This is a genomic window from Acinetobacter sp. P37 (assembly GCF_057480965.1).
In genome coordinates this window covers 42199-67761 of record NZ_JBLIYY010000003.1, presented here as the reverse complement: position 1 = coordinate 67761, position 25563 = coordinate 42199, and the positions used below count along the sequence as shown (strand labels likewise).

Sequence of the window (25563 nt, the reverse complement as noted above, 5' to 3'; positions counted from 1 at the left end):
TTTATGACTGAACAAGAACAGCAAGAACCAGAAAACGAAACGCCGGTAGAGCAACTGCCAAAGAAGCGTCGTATTCTTCGAAGTGTCATTTTGACCTTCGTGTTCGTGCTTATCTTTTTGGTGGCTGCATTGGCGGTCATGTTCTCTACAGACAAAGGCAGTAAGTTTTTACTTGACCGTGTTCTGGAACGTCAGCAAATCATTCACTATGAATATGAAGGTGGTAACCTGTGGCGGGGCATTATTTTACGAAATGTCCTCGTTACGCTAAAACCTGTCGATGTAAAAATTGACCGTGCCGATATTACACTCGGTTGGCGTGCCATTATTAATAAAGAAATTCACTTAAATAAGGCAGATGTTAAAAATCTGCAAATTATTACCAAGACCCCACCTAGCGATAAACCTTTTGCATTTAGTGAAATCCGTCTGCCGTTCGTACTTCGTGTCGATCATGCAGATTTAGATCATATGTTGATTAAAACGCATAGTTCAGGTGTGGATTTTTATGACATTGAATTAAATGAAGCGCTTTGGTCAGGGACGGAATTAAAATTCGAAGATACCCGTATGGATATGGGGTATTTGTCTGTGCGCCAAGCGTCTGGGAATATGAAGTTTGAAGACAAGTATCCGCTAAATGCTGTGGGTATAGTCAACTTACCTTCACTACGTGAAAGCTTGAATATTCATGATATTCAAGTGGTGGCTAAAGGATCGTTGGATACAATTCAAGCCGGTGTGGCAACACATACCCCAGATCTTTTAACTGGTTGGGCTGTGGTCCATCCGATGCGTCCACATGTCCCGATGTTTGGTGCGCTCAAATTTAAAAACTATCATTTACCGTTACTGACTGAGCAAAAGCTCTTTGCTAAAAATGGTCTGGCAAAATTCAATGGGGATATTCAGCGTCTCAATTTAGATTTAGACACGGACCTGAGCGGGGCCAATATTCCTGAAGGTAAATATACTGCGCTCATGAGTACGGACTTGGTCAATCAACTTGATATTACTAACCTAAATGGTCAAGTGATGGGCGGCGCTGTCAATTTGGGCGGCGTGGTGAGTTGGAAAGATCAGGTCACTTGGGATGTAAGCGGTCGTTTAGATAAAATTAATCCAAAACATAAGTTGATTCCGCAGGTGGTTCAAGATTTTCTACCTGTGAGTTTAAATAGTAAGATTGCTTCTAAAGGGACCCTTGAAAAAGGCATGCACCTGACGGCGTTGGTGGATTTTGATCAATATGAAACTTGGAATTTAAAACTCGATCAAGCGCCTGCTAAAAATAATAAAGCTCAGCCGATGCTGATGGATGTGTCTTGGAAAAATATAGACCGTGCAGTGCCATATGTTGGATGGTTGAGTAGTGATTCGGGCAATGTGCAATTGGCGCTTACAGAAGGTCAGCAAAACATTAATGTGGCGACCACCGTGTCACGACATGAAAAAGGTGCTCTGCCTGCTGGACAATATCAAGCCAAACTGAATCTGAAAAATAACAATCTCAATGTCCCTGCCTTTAGTTATGTGGCCGACAAAGGTCAGCTCAAAGGTAACGCAGTTGTAGAATTGCCTGATGAAAAACGTATGCTGAAATGGCAAGCCAATGTACAAGCACAGCAGTTCAATCCACAAACCATCGTGGCTGCTGCGCCTGTCGATCAAATTACAGGGTCATTAAAAGCCAATGGTTATGCAAAACCAAATCAACAGATTATTCAGCTGAATAATATTGATTTGTTAGGCCGACTAGCACAGCAAAATGAAACAGTTCATTTAACAGGTCAATCTACTGCTGCGCTGACTTTCCATGATGAGAAACAAGGTGGAGGCTTTAAAGCTTTTGCTGTGAATTATGATGGTGGCCTCAATGCAAGCCAAGTTGCCGCAAGTAAAGGCAGTTTGATTTTCAAAGTATCGGGTACACCTGAATTAATTAAAATAGCCGAACTGCGTCATGATGGCGTGGCAGGTAAGATTTCAGCCAATGGACAGGTTTTGCTGCAAAAAGCCATTGGTTGGGATATCAATGCATCACTAGTGCATTTTAAGCCGCATTATTTTGCCTCAAATGTACGGGGTGAATTATCTGGAAATTTAAAAACCAATGGTGTGTGGTCAGATGCGCTAAAACGTATTCAAATTGAACGCCTGAATTTGGCAGGTATGATCAATAACAAACCTGTCCGTGGTCAAGGTAACTTGGCGATGGTGATTAATTCAAATCAATCCGGCTTTATGCCAAAACAGTTTGAAGCGAATAATTTGCTGTTGGCTTATGCCAATAACCAAATTCAAGCCACTGGTAATGCACAAAATTTACAATTGAAAATTAATGCACCAGCGTTATATGAAGTTTATGCAGGCCTACGTGGACGTGCTTATGGCTACTTAAATGTTCAAGCACAGCCACGACTGCAAGCATCTGCCAATATCGCAATAGATGATTTTGCATTTAATAATTTATTCAGTGTGAAAAAAATACGGGTGCAAGGCGAGTTGCCAACTTCTGCGACTTCACCAAGTTTATTAACGGCAACGATGGATAATTTACGCAGTAACAACCGTGAGATTGTGAAAGGTCAAATTTCACTGGCCGGTACACGTAATGCGCATTTATTAAAAGTCAGTGCTGAAAATAAATTATCAAAATTTTATGTGCAGTTAGCTGGTGGTTTCAACGCACAAAATAATTGGCTCGGTCAGATTCAAAAAGGCGATTTTGACTCCTTGCGTACACGTCTTGTGCAGCGTCAAAATGCATCAATTATTTACAACACTGCACAGTCTGACTTATTTGTTGGCGCGCATTGTTGGATGAGTCAGCAAAGTGAATTATGTTTTGATCAGCCGATTCGTGTGAATAAAAACCGCGGCAATGTATCTTTTGTGACAAAAAACCTAGACCTAAACGACTTCGCAGCATTTATGCCTGAAGGCCTGGCGATTACGGGTAAAGTGAATGGTTATGCGAAAGCGTCTTGGGCGAAAGGTGCAAAACCTAAAATTGATGCACGATTAGTGACTCGTGACGGTTTACTCGGTTTAGCAGCGGAAGACCCACAGTATTTAGCATCCACTTTAAAATATGATGAAGTAGGTTTGATTGCGAAAAGTGTCGCTGAAGGGCTACAAATTCGACTCGATACCAAAGCTCCTGATATTGGTACAGGTTATGCCAATATTATTATTGATCCGTATAAAGCCAATAAACCGATCCGCGGTGAAGTGGCCTTTAACCAAGTTCAATTGAAAATCTTAAAACCATTTATACAAGATGTCCGTTCAATGGGCGGTACGTTGTCTTATGCGGCAAAAATTACTGGAACATTGTCTCAGCCTTTAATGGATGGTGAGATTCGAGTGAAAAATGGCTCGATTAGCATGATTTCATTACCTGTGAACTTGACCAATATTCAGTTGTATTCTGCTGTACGTCAAAACCACGCGACGATTGATGGTGCATTTAATAGTGGTCGTGGTGTGGGCAAATTAAACGGAAATATTGACTGGAAAAATGATCCACGTATCCAGTTGAATTTAACGGGTAATGAAATGTTGGTCCGTCAAGCGCCATTGATCACTGCTGTTGTAACGCCTGATTTATCTTTAGATGTGCTGCCTTTTAGTAAGAAATTAACCCTAAAAGGTAAAATTGATGTGCCGCGCGCATTAATTTCGATGCCAGAATCGTCTGCAACAGTGGTTGGGGTATCTTCAGATGTGCGTGTGGTACATGAAGGTGATAACCAACTTGAAATCTTAAAATCGGCACGTCCTTGGGATATTCGCGCTGACGTACAGGTAAATATTGGTAATCAAGTTATTTTCCAAGGTTTTGATAGCCGAATTCCGTTGATTGGTCGTTTGAATTTGACACAACGTGGATTAGAAACAGCAATGCGTGCCAATGGTGCAATCGGTGTTTCTCAGCGTGTGAAAATTGAAGCTTATGGTCAAAGTCTGGACTTGAACCGTGCGATTGCCCGTTTTAATGGACCATTGGCGAACCCTACTTTAGATATCGATGCCAATAAAGCCGTGCAAGGCAGTACTGTTGGTGTTCGTGTGACAGGTACAGCATCAAGCCCTGCAATTCAGGTGTATAACGATGCAGGTCTATCTGAACAAGAAGCCTTAAATGCCTTAATTACAGGTCGTATCAATGAAGGAAGTTCAGGTTTAAGTCAGGCGGAAGGTTTCCGTTCTGATGTGAACAACACGATTGCTGCAGCCGGTATTAGTATGGGCTTGGGTGGTACACGTGCATTGACCAATCAAATTGGTCGTACATTTGGTCTGAGTGGTTTGGCATTAGATGCTCAAGGAACAGGGGATGATACTCAGGTTTCTGTGACGGGTTATATCACACCTGACTTATTCATTCGTTATGGCGTCGGGGTATTTACACCAGTGAATAAACTGACCTTACGTTATCAAATGAATCAACGTTTGTACTTGGAAGCGAGTCAGTCTTTAGAGCGTGCAATTGACTTATTCTATAACTGGCGCTTCTAAGAGAAGTCAAAATTTGAATATAAAAAAACGCAGCTTAGGCTGCGTTTTTTTATGCAAATAATGAATTGAGAAATCAATCTTTAAACGTATCATTCAGTGCCTGTTGTACTGCTTCAACACGGGTCTTGCAGGCTTTATAGGCTTGCATCGATTCTTCAACGATTTTCATAAGATTATCAATATCGGGTTCTTGCTGAGATTCGAGTAATTCAGCATTACGTTTTAAAACTTCATAGCCTTCTTTAAAACTTAGAGTATCAGTCGTCATGATTTTTTACCTGTATATGTTGAATGTCAGCCGTAATGACACCGTCTTGCATTTCAATTTCAATCGGTGAATGCGTTGAAGGCTGAAGATTTTTCGTTGCACGAATGGCGTGACCTTGCTGCCGGACGATGGCATAACCTTTGGAGAGAACATGTGCAGGGTTTTGCAGCAAAGTCTCACGCATGAGTATTTCAATATTCTGTGCAGCTGTTTTAAGTTGTAACTGAGCAAAATAAGCAGTGTTATCTTGGTATTGTTGTAATAGCCGAGTTGAGTCATTGATTTGACTCTGAGCCAAGGTCTTTATGACTTGTAGTAACTGATCATTTTGACTTTGATACAGAGCAATTTGATGTTGTGAGTGTAGTTGAATGCTTTGTAATGCCTCTAAAACGTCCTGAGTTCGCTCAACAATATAATTACGAATTCCCCCAATCACTTTACTCGGGGTATCGAAAGAGCGATGTACAATTTCATCTAAGATTGTACGGTCTTTTTCATGGCCGATACCGACCCAAATCGGTACGCTACGCTTAGATAGAAGGGCAGCCAAATCATAATCATTCAGATAAGCAAGATCATTAACGGCACCGCCACCACGGATTATCACGATCAAATCTGGCGCAGTTTGAAAGTCATTGGCCCATTGTCTTAAACCCAGTGCTAAAGCATCTCGGATACTTTGTGCTGCGGTATTTCCTTGAAAGGTGGCAGCATGATAGACAAATTCACACACGCCAGCATGTTGTAGTGCATCTGCATCTTTTTTAAAGTCACCTAAGCCAGCCGCATTTTCAGGCGCAATAACCAAGACATGCTGAATATCAAATGGCGCAGGCAAGTTTCGATTTTTATGAATCAGACCTTCGCCGGTGAGTTTTTCTAAAATTTGTTGATAACGTCGAGCCAGATCACCCAAAGTAAAACTCGAATCAATTTCTTCGATATTGACTGAAAAGCCGTACTGCGGTTCAAATTTGGCACGCACTTTAACCAAGACATTTAAGTCACGACTGAGCTCAATGCCGCTTTCACGTTCAAATTTTCCGACAACTTTATTTGCAGTAAATTTCCAAATTGTGGCCTTACAACTGGCAATGACTTTATCGCTTTCTTGTTCTTTTTCAGCCAATTCTAGATAGTAATGTCCACCTTTGATGTTTAAATTTCGAATCTCGGCTTTGACCCACACGGCATCATCAAAAGCCAATTGAATGACTTCTTTGACCGCAGATAGGTATTCGCTCAGCGTTAATTGAACATCAGACATAATTTAAAATAGGAGAATATAAAAATGAATATTCATTTAAATACTAAATAAATATTCAGCAATTGCAAATGATCATTTCGGTTAACACAGCAGACATTAACAGCGCCACTACAGCGTAGCGTTTCAATCAAACGTTTTATTTCACACGGAGCAGTTCATTCCAATTACTCAGGTAAGCGGGGGAACACAGATTTTTTTTCATCCGCCATGTTGCAGCATCGTCCTGCGCTAAGCCGATCGAGACAAAATGATGCCCAAATTTTTTTTGAATATCGTCGATGGTGTCGGACAGTTTCAAACGGCTTTGTCTTAACGCCATATCGCAAAACAAATCTGGGGTAAAGTTTTGTTTTGGAATGATTTCTAATAACACCACACCGGCTTTTTTATATTTAAATCCCGCTTTAAAGATTTTTTCGGCGGCACGCGTTGCTGCTTGGGTGATACTAATTAAGTCATCGGTATGCTCATTCAGTGTAATGGCCAGATAAGGTGCGTATTTTTCAGTAGAATTAAAGCGACTCGTTTGAATAAACACTCCCACCATACGACATAGAGAATGATCTGCTCTTAAACGTGTGACGGCTCGCGCGATATATACACGAATAGAGGCTTTAATATCTTCCAGTTCGTAGACTGGCTGACCATAGGAACGACTACTGATAATTTGCTGTTTGCTCGGTGCTTCTTCTTCAATAGACAGACAAGATAGACCTTGCAGTTCCAAGACGGTTTTTTCCATCACCACACTAAATTTTTTTCGAATATCTTTAGGCTGTGCATTGATCAGATCTAAAACATAATGAATGCCAAGCTGATTCAGGGCTTTTGTATGATTGCGACCGACGCCCCAAACTTCATTGACTGGTGTCTGCGCAAGGAGTTGCTCTGAGGAACAGGGGTCCATTTCAACTAAATTGCACACACCGTTCAAATAAGCATTTTTTTTGGCAAAATGGTTGGCCATTTTGGCTTCCGTTTTAGAGCGACCAATCCCGATACAGCAGGTTAAACCTAGCCATTTTAGGATCGTATCTCGTATTTCTTTGGCATATAGGCTCAAATCAAACAGTTCTTGATAGGCAGTAAAATCTAAAAAACACTCATCGATCGAGTAAATTTCACGGTCTTCGGGGCCGACATACATGCCTAAAATATTCATAAATCGATTAGACATTTCGGTGTAGAGGGCATAGTGACTCGACAACACCTGAACATGATGCTGTTGGATTAAATCTTGAATTTGATAGACCGGCACAGCCATTTTAATCCCGAGGTCTTTGGCTTCCTGACTTCGAGATACAACACAGCCATCGTTATTGGACAGCACGACGACAGGGACATTATTGAGCTTTGGGTTAAAGACACGCTCACAACTGACGTAGCAGTTGTTAAGGTCAACTAACGCAAATATTTTATTTGAAGCTTTCATGGTGAATTCTTGTGTTTAGGTGTGTGATGAGCGCTTATAAAATTGCTTTAAATTAAAGGTCACAACACCCTGAACAACGATAGATTCGCTATCTGAAGGGATAATATGCGCATAGGCTGGATTTTCTGCTTTTAGCCAAATTTGGGGTAAGACTTTATTGGGGTCACCAAAAATGTCGGCAATTTCTTCTTTTGACATTTTTGCGGTGATCATCAATCGCTTTAAGGTGATTTCACGATTATCAATCAGTGCAACCACGATATCGCCATGTTTGGCTTCTAAGCTACGATCGACTAAAAAAGTATCATTAATTTCAAAGCCGGCATTGAGTAAAGACTCGCTATCGACATGCGCAATAAATGTAGCGAGCGGGTTAATTACCAAATAATCATTTAGGTCTAAGACTTTTTCAAAAACATCTTTATTGGCGAAAGCTGGGCCAGCAGGAATACGTTCCAAGGCAACGGGAAGTTCAATATGGGTATTTTTCTGAACAGGCTGAACATTGAGCGAAGAATCCAAAAATGGATCCATAGATAGTTCTTGAGATTGCTGTTCAAGCAGGGCATTGATGGTGGGACTGGGTTTGCCATCTGCGCCCATGAGCTGTTGCAAAGACGACCAAGCTTCGTCCGAAAAATAAATCGGCAGTTTTTTTGACATATTTTGCTCCTACGCAACGTGGCGTGTTTGAAGAAAAGTACTTTTTTAGCATACGCGTTGAGCAGGTCATTTTTCAAATTTATAAAACCTTTAAAATCAAAGCTGCGACAAGTTTAGTCGTTTTAAATATTGCAAAAATCATCATCAGTTCAAAGAAAATGACGTTCTGTATTTTGAACATAAGGCACATTGCTGCCTAATTACAGAAAGTGGAATGACAACTAAAAATTTCAATAAACAACTCGTTTATTTGGCACAAACTTGGTAAGTTAAATTTTTATATTCAGAAATAGACTTGATGAAAAATATATGGATTTTAGCTGCACTGACAGCATTTATGGCGGGTTGTAGCACAACACAGCAAACTGAAACGACACCAGAAAAAATTGGTATGGCAAATCCAGCCAGCCAGTATTGTGTAGAACAAAAAGGTAAACTTGAAATTCGTGATGAAGCAAATGCTCAGGTCGGGTATTGCCATCTGCCAAACGGACAAGTGGTTGAAGAGTGGGCATTATTCCGTAGTAGCCAAACTGAATGTGTAGCTGATAAGGCTAAGACGCTGATTGGTCAAGCAAAATTGACTGAAGATCAGATCAAGGCGATTAGCCAAGCTCAAATTGTCCGTTTAGTAAAACCTGGGCAGCCAGTAACAATGGATTATCGTGTAGAGCGCGTCACCGTCACTGTAAATCCAATCAATCAAAAGATTATTCAAGCAACTTGTGGTTAATTTAAACGCATAAAAAAGGCCCGAAAGGGCTTTTTTGTTTGTTCGGTTGCGACTAATTTAAATGACAAATCCATTACGATCTTTTATATTGCCCCTCGTAAGGAGAAGTTCATGAAAAAGTTATTTGCTTTATCCGTTATGGTGGCTTTGGTCGGCTGTGCTGAAAAAAAACCATTAACCCCTGAAGAGCAGTGGCAGGGTTACTGCCGCAGTGTAGGTAATGCTGCACGTACGATTATGTTAGATCGTCAAAATGCAATTGAAAAAGACAAAGCAGTTGAGCATGCCAACAAAATTGAGGATGAAACCACCAAAGGATTTATCCTGAACATCATTGATGAAGTTTATGCCTTGCCGCAAGCTGAGATTAATACTGATGTTGAAAAAGCACGTGAAAAAATTCGTGCTGAGTTTACTGAAAAATGTATCGCAACACCGCATACCGAAATGCCAGATTATAAACCGTTCTAAGGAACGGTTTTTTATGCGAGAAAGCGCGTAAAGCAAAACCTAAAGGCTCTATTCAGCAGTGAGTAGTTACAACGGGGCAACTATCCGTTGTTTAGCCATATGATGGAGTTCATGCTTATTTTGCGAATGCATATTTATCTTCGGGTTACTTTGAATATGAGATGCTTAAAGATTTTTAAATAGCCTAAGCAGAGAGAAACACAAATTGTGACAACTTGCTAAATCATAAATATAGAAAAGCAAATCTTTTTAATGAATAATGAAATGGAGAATAAAAAACAGTAGAGGAGCAGAATATGGACGTTATAGGTTATATGCATCACTCAGATCTACTCCTAGAAGATGAACAAGGCGTAGCAATTATCGGTGGTGGGAACTACGTGCTCAGCATTGGAGATAAAGTCACATTACGCCAAAAAATAGATGAATTTTCTCAGCGTTATTTGGTCGATATCAGCTTTGCAAGTAATCAACATCAAACCACATGTCAGGACGAATGGTGCCTCAGATTTACAGGCGATCGAGCAGAACTTCAGCAATATATCACTGCAACCACTGTACACTAAGGTGGAATATCCAATACTGATAAAAACAGGCAACATTTAGTTGCCTTTTTTTGATGGTTAATTTTAGTCAAAAGTTAATATGCGCAAGAAAAGCGTGTTCTAATTATTGATTTTGCTTAATGTATAAACGATATGAGGATCATTTATTTATAAAATAACGGGCATCACGAAGAAACACTTGTAGTGCATTAACTTTTAACTGGAATTTTAGTAAAATTTAGCAGTCCATATTATTTGCGTAGCTTTATTTAAAGCAGGAATGCGTAAATAATTTTTTAAAAAAGAGGAATAACACCGTGCTAGAAGCTTACCGCCAACACGTTGAAGAACGTGCCGCACTCGGAGTCCCACCGAAGCCACTTGACGATGCTCAAACAGCTGCATTAGTTGAATTATTAAAAAACCCACCAGCTGGCGAAGAAGCATTTTTAGTTGATTTACTAGAAAACCGTGTTCCAGCGGGTGTTGACCAAGCTGCATACGTTAAAGCTGCTTTCTTAGCTGCTTTGGCAAAAGGTGAAGCGACTTCTCCACTAGTAACTAAAGAACGTGCGGTTTACCTACTAGGTACTATGCTTGGTGGTTATAACGTTGCTCCTTTAGTTGCACTTCTTGATGATGCAGAGCTTGGTGAATTAGCTGCTGACGCACTTAAGAAAACTCTTCTTGTATTTGATGCCTTCCACGACGTTGCTGATAAAGCAAAAGCGGGCAATGCGAATGCACAAGCAGTTATGCAATCTTGGGCAGATGCTGAATGGTTCACTAGCCGTAAAGACGTTCCTGAAGAAATCAAACTTACAGTTTTCAAAGTAACTGGCGAAACGAACACAGACGACTTGTCACCTGCACAAGACGCGTGGAGCCGTCCAGACATTCCGTTACATGCTAACGCAATGCTTAAAAACGTACGTGACGGTATCAATCCAGAAGTTCCTGGCGAAGTTGGTCCACTTAGCCAAATCAAAGAGCTTATCGCGAAAGGCAACCAAGTTGCTTACGTAGGTGACGTTGTTGGTACTGGTTCTTCTCGTAAGTCAGCAACTAACTCTGTACTTTGGTTCTTTGGTGACGAAATTGCTCACATTCCGAACAAAAAAGACGGTGGTTATTGCTTAGGTTCTAAAATCGCTCCGATTTTCTTCAACACAATGGAAGATGCTGGTGCATTGCCAGTAGAAATCGATGTTCAAAACATGAACATGGGCGACGAAATCACGCTTAAAATCGACCACGCTGCTGCTAAAGTAACTGCGTTCAAAGACGGCGTTCAAATCGCTGAATCTGAACTTAAAACTCCAGTTCTTTTAGATGAAGTACGTGCTGGTGGCCGTATCAACCTTATCGTTGGTCGTGGTTTAACAACTAAAGCTCGTGAAGCTCTTGGTCTTGCACCTTCAACTTTATTCCGTACTCCAGTTCAACCTGCAGCTACTGGTAAAGGCTTCACTCAAGCTCAAAAAATGGTTGGTCGCGCTTGTGGTCTTCCTGAAGGTCAAGGTGTACTTCCAGGTACTTACTGTGAACCTAAGATGACTACTGTTGGTTCTCAAGATACAACAGGTCCAATGACTCGTGACGAACTTAAAGATCTTGCTTGCCTAGGCTTCTCTGCTGACCTAGTTATGCAATCTTTCTGTCATACAGCTGCGTATCCAAAACCAGTTGACGTTCAAATGCAGCACACGCTTCCTGATTTCATTATGAACCGTGGTGGTGTTTCTCTACGTCCAGGTGATGGTATTATCCACTCTTGGTTAAACCGTATGCTTCTTCCAGATACAGTTGGTACTGGTGGTGACTCGCATACTCGTTTCCCAATCGGTATTTCATTCCCAGCGGGTTCTGGTCTTGTAGCGTTTGCTGCTGCAACTGGCGTTATGCCACTAGACATGCCTGAGTCTGTTCTTGTTAAGTTCAAAGGTAAAATGCAACCTGGTATCACTCTACGTGACCTAGTACATGCGATTCCTTACGTTGCGATCCAAGAAGGCGACTTAACTGTAGAGAAAAAAGGTAAGAAGAACATCTTCTCTGGCCGTATCCTTGAGATCGACCTTACAGAAATGGAAACTGACCTTACTGTTGAGCAAGCGTTCGAACTTTCTGACGCATCTGCTGAACGTTCAGCTGCTGGTTGTTCTATCACGCTTTCTGAAGAGAAAGTTGCTGAATACCTTAAATCAAACATTACTATGTTGAAATGGATGATTTCTGAAGGTTATGGCGATGCTCGTACTATGGCGCGCCGTGTAGAAAACATGGAGAAATGGTTAGCGAACCCAAGCCTAATCAAAGCAGATCCAGATGCTGAATACACTAAAGTGTATGAAATTGACCTTTCTACAATTACTGAACCAGTTCTTTGCTGCCCGAACGACCCAGATGACGCTAAATTGCTTTCTGACGTTGCTGGTACAAAAATTGACGAAGTATTCGTTGGTTCATGTATGACTAACATCGGTCACTTCCGTGCAGCTGGTAAACTTCTAGACAAAGTTCCTGGTGGTTCTTTATCTACTCGTCTATGGTTGGCTCCTCCAACTCGTATGGACGAACGTCAATTGATGGAAGAAGGTTTCTACAACATCTATGGTAAAGCTGGCGCTCGTACAGAAATGCCAGGTTGTTCATTATGTATGGGTAACCAAGCACGTGTAGCTCCGAACACTACTTGTGTATCGACTTCTACTCGTAACTTCCCGAACCGTCTAGGTCAAGGTGCGAACGTTTACTTAGCTTCTGCTGAGCTTGCTTCTGTTGCTGCTGTACTTGGTAAATTACCAACTCCAGCTGAGTACCAAGAATACGCAGCTCAAATTGATAGCATGTCTGCAGACATCTACCAATACTTAAGCTTCGACAAAATGGGCGACTATACTGACGCTGCTAAAGACGTTGATACTAAGAAAATTGCTGCTGCTCAATTGTCTTAATTGATTAAGTAGTTAATAAGAAAATCCCACGTCATGTGGGATTTTCTTTATATAAAATTGCAATAGAAATAGCAAAATAATATTTTAGAAATTAGACATATGAAACTAAAAAACATTACACTTATACTATTAACACTTTGTTCATCAAATATTTTTGCTGAGGTATCTTTTACAAAGCTAGCAAATATTAAGTTAGTTGATGAAAATGCATATCGAACAAACTCAGAAGTACAATCTGACATTGAAGATTTGATCCAAGCAAAAAAATTCAAAGAAATCTCAACTAACGCCAATCAACTCTTAAATAGCGAAGAATATAATTTTGATGGTAAATTTAAACACACAAGTTATTTAGATTCTTTTCTTAGAATCGTAAATAAGCATCGTGTAACATCTTCAAATTATTACAAAGAGAATATTGCTCAAGGACAGAAATGGATCAAAGCTGAACCAGAATCACCATTAGGTTATATTTATTATGCAATGTGGGTTAGGCAACAGGCTTGGAGTGTTAGAGGGGGAAGTTATAGTTCACAGGTATCGCAAAATAATATGCAATATTTTGCTGATAAATCAATGCAGAATTTAAATTTTCTAATGGAAAATTATGATGTCGCATCAAAAGATCCTTTTTATTACTACATTCTTTTAATGACGCTACGTGATTTAGGTTTTGAAGAAAATTATCTAAGAGCTTATCAAGATGGAATTGTAAAATATCCAAAACAGAGAGTTATTTATAATACATTTATGGAAAGTTTTGAGAAAAAGTGGTTTGGAGAAAATTATGATGCTATTCAAATGATTATTAATGATATACAGGAAATGAATCCTGCAGAAAAAGATTTTCATTATTATCATATTCTATATACAGTACATAACAATAAGTATGATTTGAAAAAACTAAATGTAAATTGGGCTAGGGTTGAGCAAGGTGCCGTAGATTCTTTAAGTAAACTTACTTCTTTGAGTAAAATAAATGATGTGCAAAAATTGTATTGCTCTTATCCTGGGAATAGAGTGAGGTTGGAACGGTTATTAAAATCCTTTAAACAAGGACAATTAGAAAAAAGCTATATAGAAAATAGTTTGAATAACTGTCAAAAATAGAAATAATCGCCTCTTAATTGGAGGCTTTTATTTATAAATGTTATTTACAGTTCTAAGAATACAACGTTTAATCACAACTAATATTATTTTACAGTAGCATAGATCAGTGCCCAAACAATCCCGATTCCTCTGTATTGGTGGCTTCCTCAACGGAACCCAAGTCAAAGACCAAGGCGAAAGCTTTGTCTGTGTCGAAAATGGCAAACAGGTGACTTACCAAAAAAAAGAAATCTTTAACCAAGATGCTTGGGATCAAGATTACTATGTCTGTGAAACCACCAGTGATAAAGAAGCGCATAACTGGGTATTCGACATCAAATAATATCTCAAAAATCTTTATATTCAGTCATAAACGACCAATGCTAAGTACATCACATGCGCTGAGCATTTTTATTTATTTCACTTATTAGGCTTCAAAAATGTGTAGTAGAAGAAAGGGGGGTAAATAGCTTATTTACATTTTTCTGGCTGAAAAAACTCCAATAATTATGTAAAAAGGTAAATAAAATTGAGCACTTAAGATTAAATTATGAATTATGAGCTAGATGCTTTTTTGACAATTGTCGTGGCGGTTTTGGTTTTATTTATCGGGTATTTCTTTGTACATAAAATTTCCATCCTGAAAAAATACAACATTCCTGAACCTGTAGCAGGTGGTCTAGTTGCAGCTGTAATTACTTTTATATTATTTAAAAACTTTAATATCACCGTAAATTTTGATGCAAAAATTCAGCAAATATTCATGCTGATGTTCTTTACATCTGTGGGTTTGAGCGCAAGTCTTGGAAAACTCAAAGAGGGTGGCAAGGCGTTAGTGCTGTTTTTAGGCTGTGTCATTATATTTGTCATACTGCAAAACATCGTTGGCATCAGTTTAGCCAAAATTTTAGGATTAGATCCGCTCATCGGCTTAATTACAGGTTCCGTAACACTTACAGGTGGTCACGGTACAGCAGGCGCATGGGGTACAGTCTTTGAACAAGATCATGGCATACAAGGTGCAGTCGTACTCGGTATGGCAAGTGCAACCTTCGGCTTGGTGATTGGCGGCATGATGGGCGGGCCAGTAGCGAAATTCCTCATCCGCCGTTTCCAATTAGCTGAAGAACTTGTACCCACATTAGGACGTAATGAAGCACCGCCTGCATCTGAAACGGCACCTTTCGAATATCCTGAAAAAACCCGTTTAATTACCGCAGATGATGCCGTCAAAACGATGGGGATGTTTGCCGTCTGTATCAGTTTTGCCTACTTCATGACGGACTTCGCTCGTGGACAGTGGTTTGAATTACCTACCTTCGTTTGGGCTTTGGCTTGCGGTGTATTTTTAAGAAATACCTTGGAGCTAGGCTTTAAAATAGAAATGTTTGATCGCTGTATCGATGTATTTGGTAACGCATCCTTGGCATTATTTTTATCCATGGCGCTGATGTCATTGCAGCTCTGGTTATTGGCAGATCTTGCAGGCCCGCTGTTGATTATTTTACTGGTACAAACCCTCGTTTTAGCACTGTATCTGTACTTTGTAACTTTTAGGATCATGGGAAAAAGCTATGACGCAGCCGTACTTTGTGCAGGGCAATGTGGTGTAAATTTGGGTGCAACACCGACAGCGATTGCTAATATTCAAGCAGTAACCAACACTTATGGGCCATCACATAAAGCCTTTTTGATCATACCTTTGACAGGGGCGTTTTTTGTAGATATTGTCAATGCTGTGGTCATTCAGGCAACGATAGGCTTCTTTGGTTAATACTATATATAGCTTTAAAAAATGCTAAAGCATCTAGATAGAGTGCTTTAGCATTTCATTTTTCACCATCTTATTGATCAAGAATAATAAACAATGAAAGTTTTAAAATATCATTTACCTTACATCAAATTGTTCATGCTATTTGTATTAACAGCACTTCCATTTTCTATAACCTTTTCAGCCGAAATTGATGTCCAAAAGACCATCGTTCAAGCAAAAAATAACGATAAACAGGCGCTGTATGATTTGGCTGTACTGAAACATATGGGGCTAGAAGGTGTGGAGATTAATCTGCCCGAAGCCATAGCGTTGTATAAACGTGCTTCTGCCTTAGGGCACCGCTCTGCAAATCAAAATTTGGGATTGATATATTACAAAGGTGTCGGTGTAAAAGTAGATTATGTGGAAGCTGCAAAATGGTTTGAGATTGGTGCTGAAAGAAATTTAGAAGATTCAAAGCGTATGCTTTTGATTATGCATAAATATGAACTCATTCCAAGGAATGAGAAAAAATTGGAAAGTCTTTTAATTGAATTTGCAAATAAAGGCAAGCAAGAAGATATCGAACAATTGGCCGACTATTATTACTATACAAAGAATGATCTACTACTTGCAGAAAAACCTACAGTACTTTTAGCAGAAAAAGGATTGGCAAAGTATCAGCACCGGTTAGGCATGATTTACTATACAGGTACAGATGGAAAGCCGAATTATAAAAAAGCTTATCCATGGATTTTAAAGGCTGCGGAAGCAAATGATTTGAACGGAAAAATTAGCGTAGCAAGTTTTTATTTAGGTGGGCTAGGCGTACAGCAAGATTTTGAAAAAGCTGCTGCATGGTTTAATTCGGCTTATGAGCAGGACCCTGTGAAAACATGTGAAATTCACAGTCTCGTTCTGTCAGAATTGAACAATGAAACACAACAATGTGAGCTGAGTAGAAAACAATAAAAAGCCCCATGGTTGGGGCTAGTCGTATCACTCGCGTGATACTCATATAAGGCTCATCTCATACTGTGTATATTAAAGCATAAAATTGAAAAAAATGCTGAGTAAATTGACATTTAAAACTTTGTTGTTTTAGGAAAAAGCGATCGCTATACTTTGCCATGAACATTTGTTCATTTCACTATAACCATAAAGAACTATATTGATGAAAGAATATAAAGTTGTTATCTATCAAGAAGGTATGCTGGGATCTTTGCTGCTTGGCTCTTCAAAAGTTGATCCTGTTAAATTCACCAATTTTTTAAATCAAAATGCACAGCAAGGCTGGGCTGTGATTACGATGGAAAAGGATATCCGTCGTATGCTGCTTTTTTGGAAGCGCGAAGCTTATGTAGTTGTTTTGGAGAGAGAAAAATGAAATACGGTGTCTTTAGTGCACTTATTATTTCAGTTTTATGGGGTTTATTAGCCATGGCTCAATTATGGTCTAAGTTGCTCAGTGTCGAAGTATTTACCAAACTAACCGTCACAGTAGCGATCTTAGAAGCCATCATTATTATTGCAACATTGGTCATACGTGAGTATTTGACAGATAAAAAATTGAAAAAAGATGGCTATATAGATTAGAACACATAAATAGGGCAATTGAGTGCTGAACTCAATTGCCCTTAAATTTTAAAGTCATCTTATAGATTAGATCTATATTGGCTCATTACTCAATCATCATGAGGTCAGCACTGCTGGCAGATTTTAATTGTCGTAGCGCAAAAATAGAGCGGGTGTGGCGTATACCTTTCATAGAATATAAGTTTTTACGCAAAAAACGCTCATAGTGTTCAGCATTTTTAACTGCAACTTTCACCAAATAATCATAATCGCCAGTGACTAAATGGGCCTCTACCACTTCTGGCATATTGGCTAAAGTTTCACTAAATTGATCTAAAATTTCATCATCGTGACGTTCTAATGTGATTTCAATAAAGAATAATTCATTGATCCCAATCGATTTTGGATTAATGTTGGCTGTATAGCCGTCGATAATTTTTAAATTTTCTAAACGCTTTAAGCGTGTCCAACACGGCGAAGAGGATAGACCAACACGTTCAGAAAGCTGGGCTATGGTGAGTCGTCCATCTTCTCTTAATGCGGATAATATTAAACGATCAATTCTGTCGAGGTTGTGTCGTGCTTCACTCATGCCAAAATAGAATATAATTGAGAAAAAATAGTTATATCATTTTTTGCAATAGTCGGCTGATGAAAATAAGTACACTTGGACGTTCAGTGCAGATTTTAAAGATAGAAAATAGAATATGTAAGCTGTCAGGCAGTTTGAATGAATCTAAAAGTAGAAATTATTGTGCAGTCCATAAAAAGACTACTCAGCCGGATTACTGACTGAGTGGCAAAAACTTAAGCGTGTAACTGTTGTTCAATGATCGGCCATAGGTTTTGATGTGATGATTTAAACATCAACATATGTCCGATGGCTTTATGACCTGTTTCTTTCGGTTTTAACTCAATCATTTGAGTCAAAGCATTCGGGTATAAACGTAGCAAGTCTTTGACATTGGCTTCCGTGGCGATTTCGTCATCAGAGCTCCATACGGCAGTGATCGGGCAGCTCACTTGTTGATGCTGAACAGTTTTGCCTAAGGCATTGATGACATAACCGGGTTTGCTACAAAATTCAGCCCATTCACGAGCTACATCTTTTGGCAAATTTTCACCCATGCCAATTGCATTGGTCGGGCCATAGCCAATGGTATGGCGTGCAATTGGGAAGATCACATTAAACATCACTGGAGCTAAAAGCTTGGTACGACCTTTAAGATCTTTGACATGCCCCGTAGAGCCAGAAACAGCAACCACTTTGGCAACTTTGTCATAATTTGGCACGATGCCTAATAGTTGTCCGCCTGCGCTATGACCGAGTAATATGACTTTAGGCGCCTGCGTTTTACTGATCAAGGCGTCGATTGCCGCAGGGATATCAAGCTGCCCCCATTGCACAATACTTGCTGTCGATTCTTTTAGAGGGCTGTGTAGCGACTCACCAATACCACGAAAATCAAAAACTAAAACGTCATAGCCTTGTTGGCTCAACCATGTTGCATAACTATTATAAAATTGCTTGGTAATACCTGTGGCTGGACAAATCAACACAGGTAAAACCTGTTTGAGCTCTGTCTGGTGCGGATAAAAGCGCGCACTCAGTGAATAACCGTCTTGGCAATGAATCGTGAGTTTTTCAGATGATGACATGATTCAAACTTCATGGGTGTATTCCGATGACTCTAATTTACACAAGTTCCAAAAAGAAACCTGAAAAGAGTATGACTCTAAAGTCATGTCATAACAGGTTTGAAGCAAGTACTATTGCAGAAGAAATACAGATAAAAATAATGCGTGTAATTGAACAATGGATGTAAATTAAAAATGGACATGCTTCAACTTTCGGGTGCAGTAAAAATTGCGATAGTCTTTAGTGGGATTTATTTATGGGTAGGTATGCTCACGGGGGTGTGGAAATATGCACAAATAAGACAGTCTGAACTGGCACGTGCGCATTATTATGTCGATATTGCACATCGGAGCAGTTTGTTATACGCCCCAGCGACGCTTATTTTAGCGGTATTGGCCTATTTTTCAGCACTTCCACATACACTCAATTTACTCTTTGTAATCATCAATTTGTTCTTTTTTAGCTTTTCGATTTTAAGCTATGTGCTGCATGGCTTTTTAGCTGATACCACCAATCAATTTAAAGTACCGCACGTCTTAGGCAAATGGCATTTACCTAAATGGATGATGAGTATGGCAATGCTTGGATTGGTGATTGGCGAGTTAATTGCAACACTCGGATTGCTCTTCGGAGTCATCGTTAAATTTTGGTTTTAAGCAAAGTAGTATCAAATAAAAATTGTATCAATTAGATTGGAGGCTAATCAGGAGATAAAAGCTTTTAAAGTGCAGACGATTGTTAGGTCGAAGAATTTATATAAACAAAATTTTAAGTTCTGCAGAATTGAAAATTTATGAGAAAAGGCTGATGATTTTCTGGTTATTTTAGGGATTATTTGTATTGTTATTTAAAAAGGATTAAATGATCGAGAAGGTAGGGATTGGCATCTTTTCTTTTTTCAAGATGGATGATGCCTCATCCATCTTCTAACTTAAAATTCTGTTGATTTTTGCTTTCGATATTTGTGGTCAATGACTGCCCATAAATAAAAGGCTACAGAGACAATAAGCGCATAAGCAAAGTATTCAGGTCTTAAATTTCCTTGTATTAAGCCTTGAATAAGTAGTGTCAGCATGAGAGCAATAGTGGTGCTTGTATAGGTCACCATGTTCTTATTTGCCTTCAGAGCGTTAATGAAGAATTGCTTTTTGAAATGTACTGATAACATCTCCACCCCTCCTTGTTGTTGTTTAGCCAAAACCCATGATTTTGGTCAGGTTTGAACTACTGTTGTACTTCGAAACTAGAAGTATTTCAATAGCAAATGTCATTATTTTGTCATAAAACTATGTTAGATCATCATATAAGAATAATCATTTTATTCATATACTAAATATTATGAATCTAAAGGTGTTGACTGGTGAGTAAAATGATCGATGCATAATATCTATGTATGAATAAGCAATATATATACCAACACGGGTATATCGGCTTTATGACACGAAACCGCATAGCTTACAGTCAGAATCGGGCTTAATCATGGAGTTTGTGTACAGTGTATTTTGCAGAAAGTATTTGTATTTTAACTATTATTATATTTTGTAGCCAAATGGCTGGCTTTGTTTCTCATTGTGAAAATAAAACTTAATCTCAAAGTTCAATGACTTAGCAATATTACGCTGTAGTAGGACAAATAAAAGTCAGTTTGGGTAAAACTCGACAATTATTGGTCACAGGTAAAATCGTCATTCGGGTAAAACTCCGATTTTAGACAGGTCAAAAAAGGTTATTTTTTAACTTTATCAATTACAGCAGCAATAATCAGCACAATCACTGATGGCATCAGCCATGCTAAATTTTGTTGAGCAAGTGGTAGATTGGCAATAACGCTTGGAAGTGCATCTTCGAAACCAGCCACTTTTAAACCATCAAAAATACCGAAAATAAACGCACATGCGGTAACAGGCGCAATAACTCTTGATGGTGAAATAAACCATTTAGAGCAGAAGCTAAGTAGGATAACTGCAATCGCAGGTGGATAAATCGCACTTAAAACAGGCACTGAAACAGCAATGAGTTTGGTTAAACCTAAGTTTGAAATAAGCAGTGAGAAGCCAACTAAAATGAATACAAAAACTTTGTATGGAATTTTAGTCAATTCTGAGAAATATTCAGCACATGCGCAGGTTAAGCCTATCGCGGTAACCATACATGCAACAAAAATCATCGCAGATAGGAAATAAGCGCCCATATCACCAAAAGCATGTTGTACATATGCATGCAGGATCACTGCACCATTTGTTGCATTTGGAGCAATATCATGGCTGCCCATACCGAGTTTGAATAAGCTGATATATACCAGTGTAAGTCCAATACCAGAAATAATACTGGCAATGACAGCATATTTGGTGACGAGCTTACTATCCGTTACGCCGCGTGAAGTAATGGCTTTGACGATCACAATACCAAAAACTAAAGCGCCTAATGTATCCATGGTTAAATAACCATTTACTACACCTTCAGAAACTGGTGCAGTTACGTAGTTATCAATTGCAGGTGGAATCACACCGGCAGGGATAAAGAACGCAGAGATACCCAGTATAACGAGGCCTAAAATCTTGAGTGGTGAAAGGAAATAACCTACGGTATCTAAAATTTTATTTGGGTAAAGTGAAACAATCGTCACCAATGCAAAATAAATCACGCTATAAATCAGCAGACTGTTTGCGCTGTTACCAAAATAAGAAGAGAAACCAATTTCATAAGAAACGGTAGCTGTACGAGGTGTTGCAAATAAAGGTCCAACAGCTAAGTAACACGCGACAGTAAGGATAATGCTGGCTGCTTTACCCAAAGGCGAACTTAAAACTTGAATAGAACCTTCAACACGCGACAAAGCAATAATCGTGATGACAGGTAGACCAACTGCGGTGATCAAGAAACCAAATGCAGCTAACCAAACATGTTCACCCGCTTGCTGTGCGACAATTGGTGGGAAAATAATGTTACCTGCACCAATAAACAGTGCGAAGGTCATAAAACCTAAGGCAACAATATCCCGTGTACGAAGACTTGTCATAAAGGGGAGATGAACTGTGAAAAAAGGCAATTTTAGTGCAATTAAGCTCGTTTTTGGAGCAAAATTTATAAATCGTATAGATAGTTTTTATAATACGAATTATGAATATATTGACAGATAAAATAATGTTTTATTTATATTCATGATAAATAAAAGAAATTTATTGTATATAAATTTTTTATAGGAATATGTTTAGCTATTAAGATTTATCAGATATAAATCAATTGTTCTAATTTTCAGCACTAAATAGGATGCTATAAGCCGAATAAATGCAGAAATATTGGCTGAATAAAACAAAAAAAATCTAAAAGGTCTATAATTCGGTGTATTCAAATTTGAGGATATTCAGATGAAAGCTTCCAAAATCACGATTAAAACCGAGCAAGATATTGAAAAATTACGCATTTCAGGTCGTTTAGCTGCTCAGGTTTTAGGGATGATCGGGGAGTATGTCAAGCCGGGCGTGACCACTGAATATCTGGACGATATTTGTAATGATTTTATCGTCAACACACTTAAAGTGATTCCTGCGAACGTTGGCTACTATGGCTATACCAAAACCACCTGCATTTCACCGAATGAAGTGGTTTGTCATGGTATTCCTTCGAAAGAAACCGTATTGAAAGATGGTGACATTATCAATATTGATGTTGCCATCATTAAAGATGGTTATTTTGGTGATACCAGTCGTATGTACTATGTGGGTGAGGTTTCGCCTGCGGCTAAAAAGTTAGTCGAAACTACCTACGAAGCCATGGTTGCAGGGATTCATGCAGTTAAACCGGGAGCAACTTTGGGGGATGTAGGCTATGCCATTCAACAAGTTGCTCATCGTGAAGGCTACAGTATTGTACGTGAATACTGTGGTCACGGGATTGGTAAGGTTTATCATGAGCAACCAAGCGTTTTACACTATGGTCAACCGGGTCAAGGTGTGATTCTGAAAAAAGGCATGGTCTTTACCATTGAACCGATGATTAACAGTGGTAAAGCGCGTACTAAAGAGTTAAAAGACGGCTGGACAGTAATTACTGCAGACCGTTCTTTATCGGCACAGTGGGAACATATGGTTGTTGTGACTGATACTGGTTTTGAGTTGTTATCTCCATGGCCAGAGGGTACAGGCGAATATCCCGCGATCTAAGCTCTGTAGTGGTGTTAATGCCATATCTGCTGTGTCTAAATGATTGAAGTTAAGTAAAATTATACAGTTGTATATTTTTTGACTTTAGTCTAGGAGTTCGTGGTGGTTATGGGCGTTATCGTTTTTAAGACTAACTACATTTCTCTAAGTCTTAATTTGTAAGGCTTTGCCTATAGCTCAAAAAATCAGTTAGAGCTATTAACGATTTAATAAAGATGTATTTTATTTATACAATAGCCCTACAGATTCTGCTGTAGTTTCTGATTTTACTTAGTTTTTAAGTTTTCGCTTACCCATCACATGGGTAAGCTTTTTTTTTGCTTAAAATTTAGCGTGTTCATGTTGGCTGAGTTTTTCAACTAAGTAATCAATGAATACACGCACAGCAGGTAGTAAGCCACGACGAGATGGATAAACTGCATGGAAAATACCATGTGCAGCTTTCCATTCAGGTAGTACACGAACTAAAGCACCTGATTTCACGTGATCGGACACAATACTGTCGGGTAATAACACCACGCCACAATCTTGGCAGGCCAGTGCAGCTAACATCGATAGGTCAGAGCCCATCACGGTTGGGTTAACTTTGATTTTTTTCTGATGATGCTGTGCATCGGTCACAATAATATGTTGATCGAGATGCTCATCCGCCATACTCAATATTTGATGCTGTGATAAATCTTCAGGTTGTTTGAGTTCACCAAATTTATTCAGATACGCCTGACTGGCAAATAAGTGCTGCTCAATCGTTTCAAATTTACGAATGACTAAATTGGGGTCATCGTCTAGATTTGAACGTACACGTAGCGCAAGATCGAAGCCTTCATTAATGATATCTACGCGGCGATTGGTCACCATCATTTGCACTTTAATTTCTGGATATTGCTTTAAAAATTCAGGCAATATTTTGGTCATTTCATTTTGCGCGATGGAAACAGGTAAGCTGACTTTAATTAAGCCGCGCGGCTGCGTGCTGAGATGATCAACCAAATCGTGTGCGGCTTGAGCGGCATTCATCATAACTTGTGCATGGCGATAGATATTCATACCAATATCTGTAACAGCAAAATGTCGTGAACTACGTTGAATCAGGCGGACACCTAAACGTTCTTCTAAGTTATAGACCCGACGACTCAGTTTTGATTTTGGAATATCTGTTGCACGTTCGGCTGCACTAAAACCACCATGTTCGACCACTTGGGCAAAACAATAAAAATCATCTAGATCACTCAGCACTGGTCTTATTCCATATTTGCAACGATTTTGCTAATTAACTTGAATTGTTTCATGAAGTCAATCACGTTTTGTAGTTTTTCATGTGAGAAGATTGAGCAAAATTGCCAAGACTAAAGTCGGGTTAACCTTATAATCGTTTCACATTAGCATGACCAAACAATAAATGTGGTGTATACATCTTTTAAATAACCGAATTTGAAGGATGTGATTTGAGTGTCGTCCTGATATATTCAAATAAAAGACCATTATGAAAGAAATTCGACATTAAAGGACAATGTCATGGAATTAAGACATTTACGTTACTTTGTCGCCGTTGTAGAAGAACAGAGTTTTACGAAGGCTGCTGAAAAGCTATTTATTGCTCAACCTCCTTTAAGTCGTCAAATTCAAAATTTAGAAGAAGAGTTGGGTGCGCAGCTTTTTGAGCGTGGCAGCCGTCCTTTGAGAACCACCACCATTGGACGTTTCTTTTATCAGCAAGCCGTGAAATTACTTTCAAATGCAGAAGAAATTAAGCTCATTACGCAGCGGGCCAGTGCTACAGAACGTACCATTAATATTGGGTATGGCGGTTCCTTACTCTGTGGTTTATTACCTCGAATCGTTTATTTGTTCCGCCAGCAATATCCACACTTAAATGTAAATTTAATTGAACTGAGTGCAGTTGATCAGATTCAGGCATTAAAAGAAGGTCGGGTTGATGCATGCTTTAGCCGAGTTCGTGTGTCGGATCAGGCGGTTAAACGTGTGCTATTACGTGAAGAGCCACTAATTGTTGCGGTGCATTCGAGCCATCCTTTATCTTCACAGCAGCAGATTGCATTAAATAATCTCAAAGATGAGCAGATTTTTATCTATCCAGCAACGGATGGTCAAAGTTATGCAACGTTGATCAAGTCGTTGTTTTTAGAATATGGTATGGAGCCGAAACGCTTTAACACTCAAGCAGATTTGCAACAATCACTTGGCATGGTTGCCGCAGGCGAAGGCATTTGTATTGTTCCTGAATCTGTACAAATTATGCAGTTTAGGCATGTGAATTATGTGAAATTATCGGATAGTGCGGCCATTAGCCAAATTTACTTGATCGTGCGGAATGATGATGAAGGGGAATTGGCGCGTCCTTTATTTGACTGTGTTTACCAAGTGTATGACTTAGAAGCAATTGAATACGATCGTCGAGTTTTCTAACACTTGTTAGAGCATTAAAAATAATTTGATTTTGAAATTAATTTTTAAGTTACT

23 protein-coding genes are annotated in these 25563 nt (G+C 39.1%); 14 read left to right on the top strand and 9 right to left on the bottom strand.

From position 1 onward, the window contains the following. Positions 1–3: 3 nt before the first annotated feature. Positions 4–4524, top strand: a complete 4521-nt coding sequence (locus AC25JC_RS03750) for a translocation/assembly module TamB domain-containing protein (protein ID WP_486923480.1) — start codon at positions 4–6, stop codon at positions 4522–4524. A gap of 73 nt (positions 4525–4597) precedes the next feature. On the opposite strand, the gene xseB is transcribed toward AC25JC_RS03750, so the two are convergent. The 4 genes from xseB to AC25JC_RS03730 all read right to left on the bottom strand — a co-directional run bounded on the left by xseB (position 4598) and on the right by AC25JC_RS03730 (position 8157). Beyond that, positions 4598–4792 (bottom strand): exodeoxyribonuclease VII small subunit, encoded by a 195-nt coding sequence (xseB, locus tag AC25JC_RS03745; RefSeq protein ID WP_078188551.1) that lies wholly within the window; start codon positions 4790–4792, stop codon positions 4598–4600. Further along, a complete protein-coding gene (gene xseA, locus AC25JC_RS03740) occupies positions 4782–6062 on the bottom strand; it encodes an exodeoxyribonuclease VII large subunit (protein ID WP_486923479.1) in 1281 nt (426 codons plus the stop codon). Before xseA ends, xseB begins: the two co-directional genes overlap by 11 nt. A 136-nt stretch (positions 6063–6198) precedes the next feature. Further along, positions 6199–7494, bottom strand: a complete 1296-nt coding sequence (locus AC25JC_RS03735; protein ID WP_486923478.1) for a Y-family DNA polymerase — start codon at positions 7492–7494, stop codon at positions 6199–6201. A 15-nt stretch (positions 7495–7509) separates the two neighbouring features. Then, a complete protein-coding gene (locus AC25JC_RS03730; protein ID WP_486923477.1) occupies positions 7510–8157 on the bottom strand; it encodes a LexA family protein in 648 nt (215 codons plus the stop codon). A gap of 298 nt (positions 8158–8455) precedes the next feature. Between AC25JC_RS03730 and AC25JC_RS03725 the strand changes: the two genes are divergently transcribed. The 10 genes from AC25JC_RS03725 to AC25JC_RS03680 all read left to right on the top strand — a co-directional run bounded on the left by AC25JC_RS03725 (position 8456) and on the right by AC25JC_RS03680 (position 17301). Next, the gene (locus tag AC25JC_RS03725) at positions 8456–8890 is read left to right on the top strand and encodes an I78 family peptidase inhibitor (RefSeq protein ID WP_111884976.1); all 435 of its coding nucleotides are present in this window, start codon (positions 8456–8458) and stop codon (positions 8888–8890) included. 111 nt (positions 8891–9001) lie between these two features. Continuing rightward, complete coding sequence (locus AC25JC_RS03720; RefSeq protein WP_078193938.1) at positions 9002–9361, top strand: hypothetical protein; 360 nt, start codon at positions 9002–9004, stop codon at positions 9359–9361. Positions 9362–9657: 296 nt separating this feature from the next. Further along, positions 9658–9927, top strand: a complete 270-nt coding sequence (locus AC25JC_RS03715) for a hypothetical protein (protein ID WP_078193937.1) — start codon at positions 9658–9660, stop codon at positions 9925–9927. 296 nt (positions 9928–10223) lie between these two features. Beyond that, a complete protein-coding gene (locus tag AC25JC_RS03710; RefSeq protein WP_180004960.1) occupies positions 10224–12863 on the top strand; it encodes a bifunctional aconitate hydratase 2/2-methylisocitrate dehydratase in 2640 nt (879 codons plus the stop codon). Positions 12864–12962: 99 nt separating this feature from the next. Then, positions 12963–13973, top strand: coding sequence for a hypothetical protein (locus tag AC25JC_RS03705; protein ID WP_180040398.1), 1011 nt, complete (start codon positions 12963–12965; stop codon positions 13971–13973). 106 nt (positions 13974–14079) lie between these two features. Then, entirely contained in the window at positions 14080–14295 is a 216-nt protein-coding gene (locus AC25JC_RS03700) for a hypothetical protein (protein ID WP_486923476.1), read from the top strand. 207 nt (positions 14296–14502) lie between these two features. Further along, complete coding sequence (gltS, locus tag AC25JC_RS03695; RefSeq protein WP_486923475.1) at positions 14503–15726, top strand: sodium/glutamate symporter; 1224 nt, start codon at positions 14503–14505, stop codon at positions 15724–15726. Between the two features lie 93 nt (positions 15727–15819). Then, the gene (locus AC25JC_RS03690; RefSeq protein WP_486923474.1) at positions 15820–16677 is read left to right on the top strand and encodes a tetratricopeptide repeat protein; all 858 of its coding nucleotides are present in this window, start codon (positions 15820–15822) and stop codon (positions 16675–16677) included. A gap of 202 nt (positions 16678–16879) precedes the next feature. Further along, positions 16880–17092 carry a DUF4177 domain-containing protein gene (locus AC25JC_RS03685; RefSeq protein ID WP_078193931.1) on the top strand — a complete coding sequence of 71 codons (213 nt, stop codon included), beginning with the start codon at positions 16880–16882 and terminating at the stop codon, positions 17090–17092. Further along, a complete protein-coding gene (locus AC25JC_RS03680; RefSeq protein ID WP_486923473.1) occupies positions 17089–17301 on the top strand; it encodes a hypothetical protein in 213 nt (70 codons plus the stop codon). The genes AC25JC_RS03685 and AC25JC_RS03680 overlap by 4 nt, the downstream gene beginning before the upstream one ends. Before the next feature lie 85 nt (positions 17302–17386). Here the strand turns inward: AC25JC_RS03680 and AC25JC_RS03675 are convergent, their stop codons facing one another. Together AC25JC_RS03675 and AC25JC_RS03670 are read right to left on the bottom strand one after the other, a co-directional pair. Next, complete coding sequence (locus AC25JC_RS03675) at positions 17387–17872, bottom strand: Lrp/AsnC family transcriptional regulator (RefSeq protein WP_078188537.1); 486 nt, start codon at positions 17870–17872, stop codon at positions 17387–17389. A gap of 215 nt (positions 17873–18087) precedes the next feature. Further along, positions 18088–18939 carry an alpha/beta hydrolase family protein gene (locus tag AC25JC_RS03670; protein ID WP_486923472.1) on the bottom strand — a complete coding sequence of 284 codons (852 nt, stop codon included), beginning with the start codon at positions 18937–18939 and terminating at the stop codon, positions 18088–18090. 174 nt (positions 18940–19113) lie between these two features. On the opposite strand from AC25JC_RS03670, the gene AC25JC_RS03665 reads away from it, so the two are divergent. Continuing rightward, on the top strand, positions 19114–19575 hold the full coding sequence (locus AC25JC_RS03665) for a hypothetical protein (protein WP_180107444.1): 462 nt from the start codon (positions 19114–19116) through the stop codon (positions 19573–19575). Between the two features lie 275 nt (positions 19576–19850). On the opposite strand, the gene AC25JC_RS03660 is transcribed toward AC25JC_RS03665, so the two are convergent. After that, positions 19851–20087: a hypothetical protein gene (locus tag AC25JC_RS03660; RefSeq protein ID WP_078188534.1), complete on the bottom strand. Its 237-nt coding sequence runs from the start codon at positions 20085–20087 to the stop codon at positions 19851–19853. A 558-nt stretch (positions 20088–20645) separates the two neighbouring features. Further along, complete coding sequence (brnQ, locus tag AC25JC_RS03655) at positions 20646–21938, bottom strand: branched-chain amino acid transport system II carrier protein (protein ID WP_111884967.1); 1293 nt, start codon at positions 21936–21938, stop codon at positions 20646–20648. 349 nt (positions 21939–22287) lie between these two features. Between brnQ and map the strand changes: the two genes are divergently transcribed. After that, complete coding sequence (map, locus tag AC25JC_RS03650) at positions 22288–23082, top strand: type I methionyl aminopeptidase (protein WP_486923471.1); 795 nt, start codon at positions 22288–22290, stop codon at positions 23080–23082. A 321-nt stretch (positions 23083–23403) separates the two neighbouring features. On the opposite strand, the gene AC25JC_RS03645 is transcribed toward map, so the two are convergent. Then, a complete protein-coding gene (locus AC25JC_RS03645; protein WP_078188531.1) occupies positions 23404–24318 on the bottom strand; it encodes a LysR substrate-binding domain-containing protein in 915 nt (304 codons plus the stop codon). A 279-nt stretch (positions 24319–24597) separates the two neighbouring features. Between AC25JC_RS03645 and AC25JC_RS03640 the strand changes: the two genes are divergently transcribed. Then, positions 24598–25509 (top strand): LysR family transcriptional regulator, encoded by a 912-nt coding sequence (locus tag AC25JC_RS03640; RefSeq protein WP_078188530.1) that lies wholly within the window; start codon positions 24598–24600, stop codon positions 25507–25509. The last annotated feature ends 54 nt before the right edge of the window (positions 25510–25563 follow it).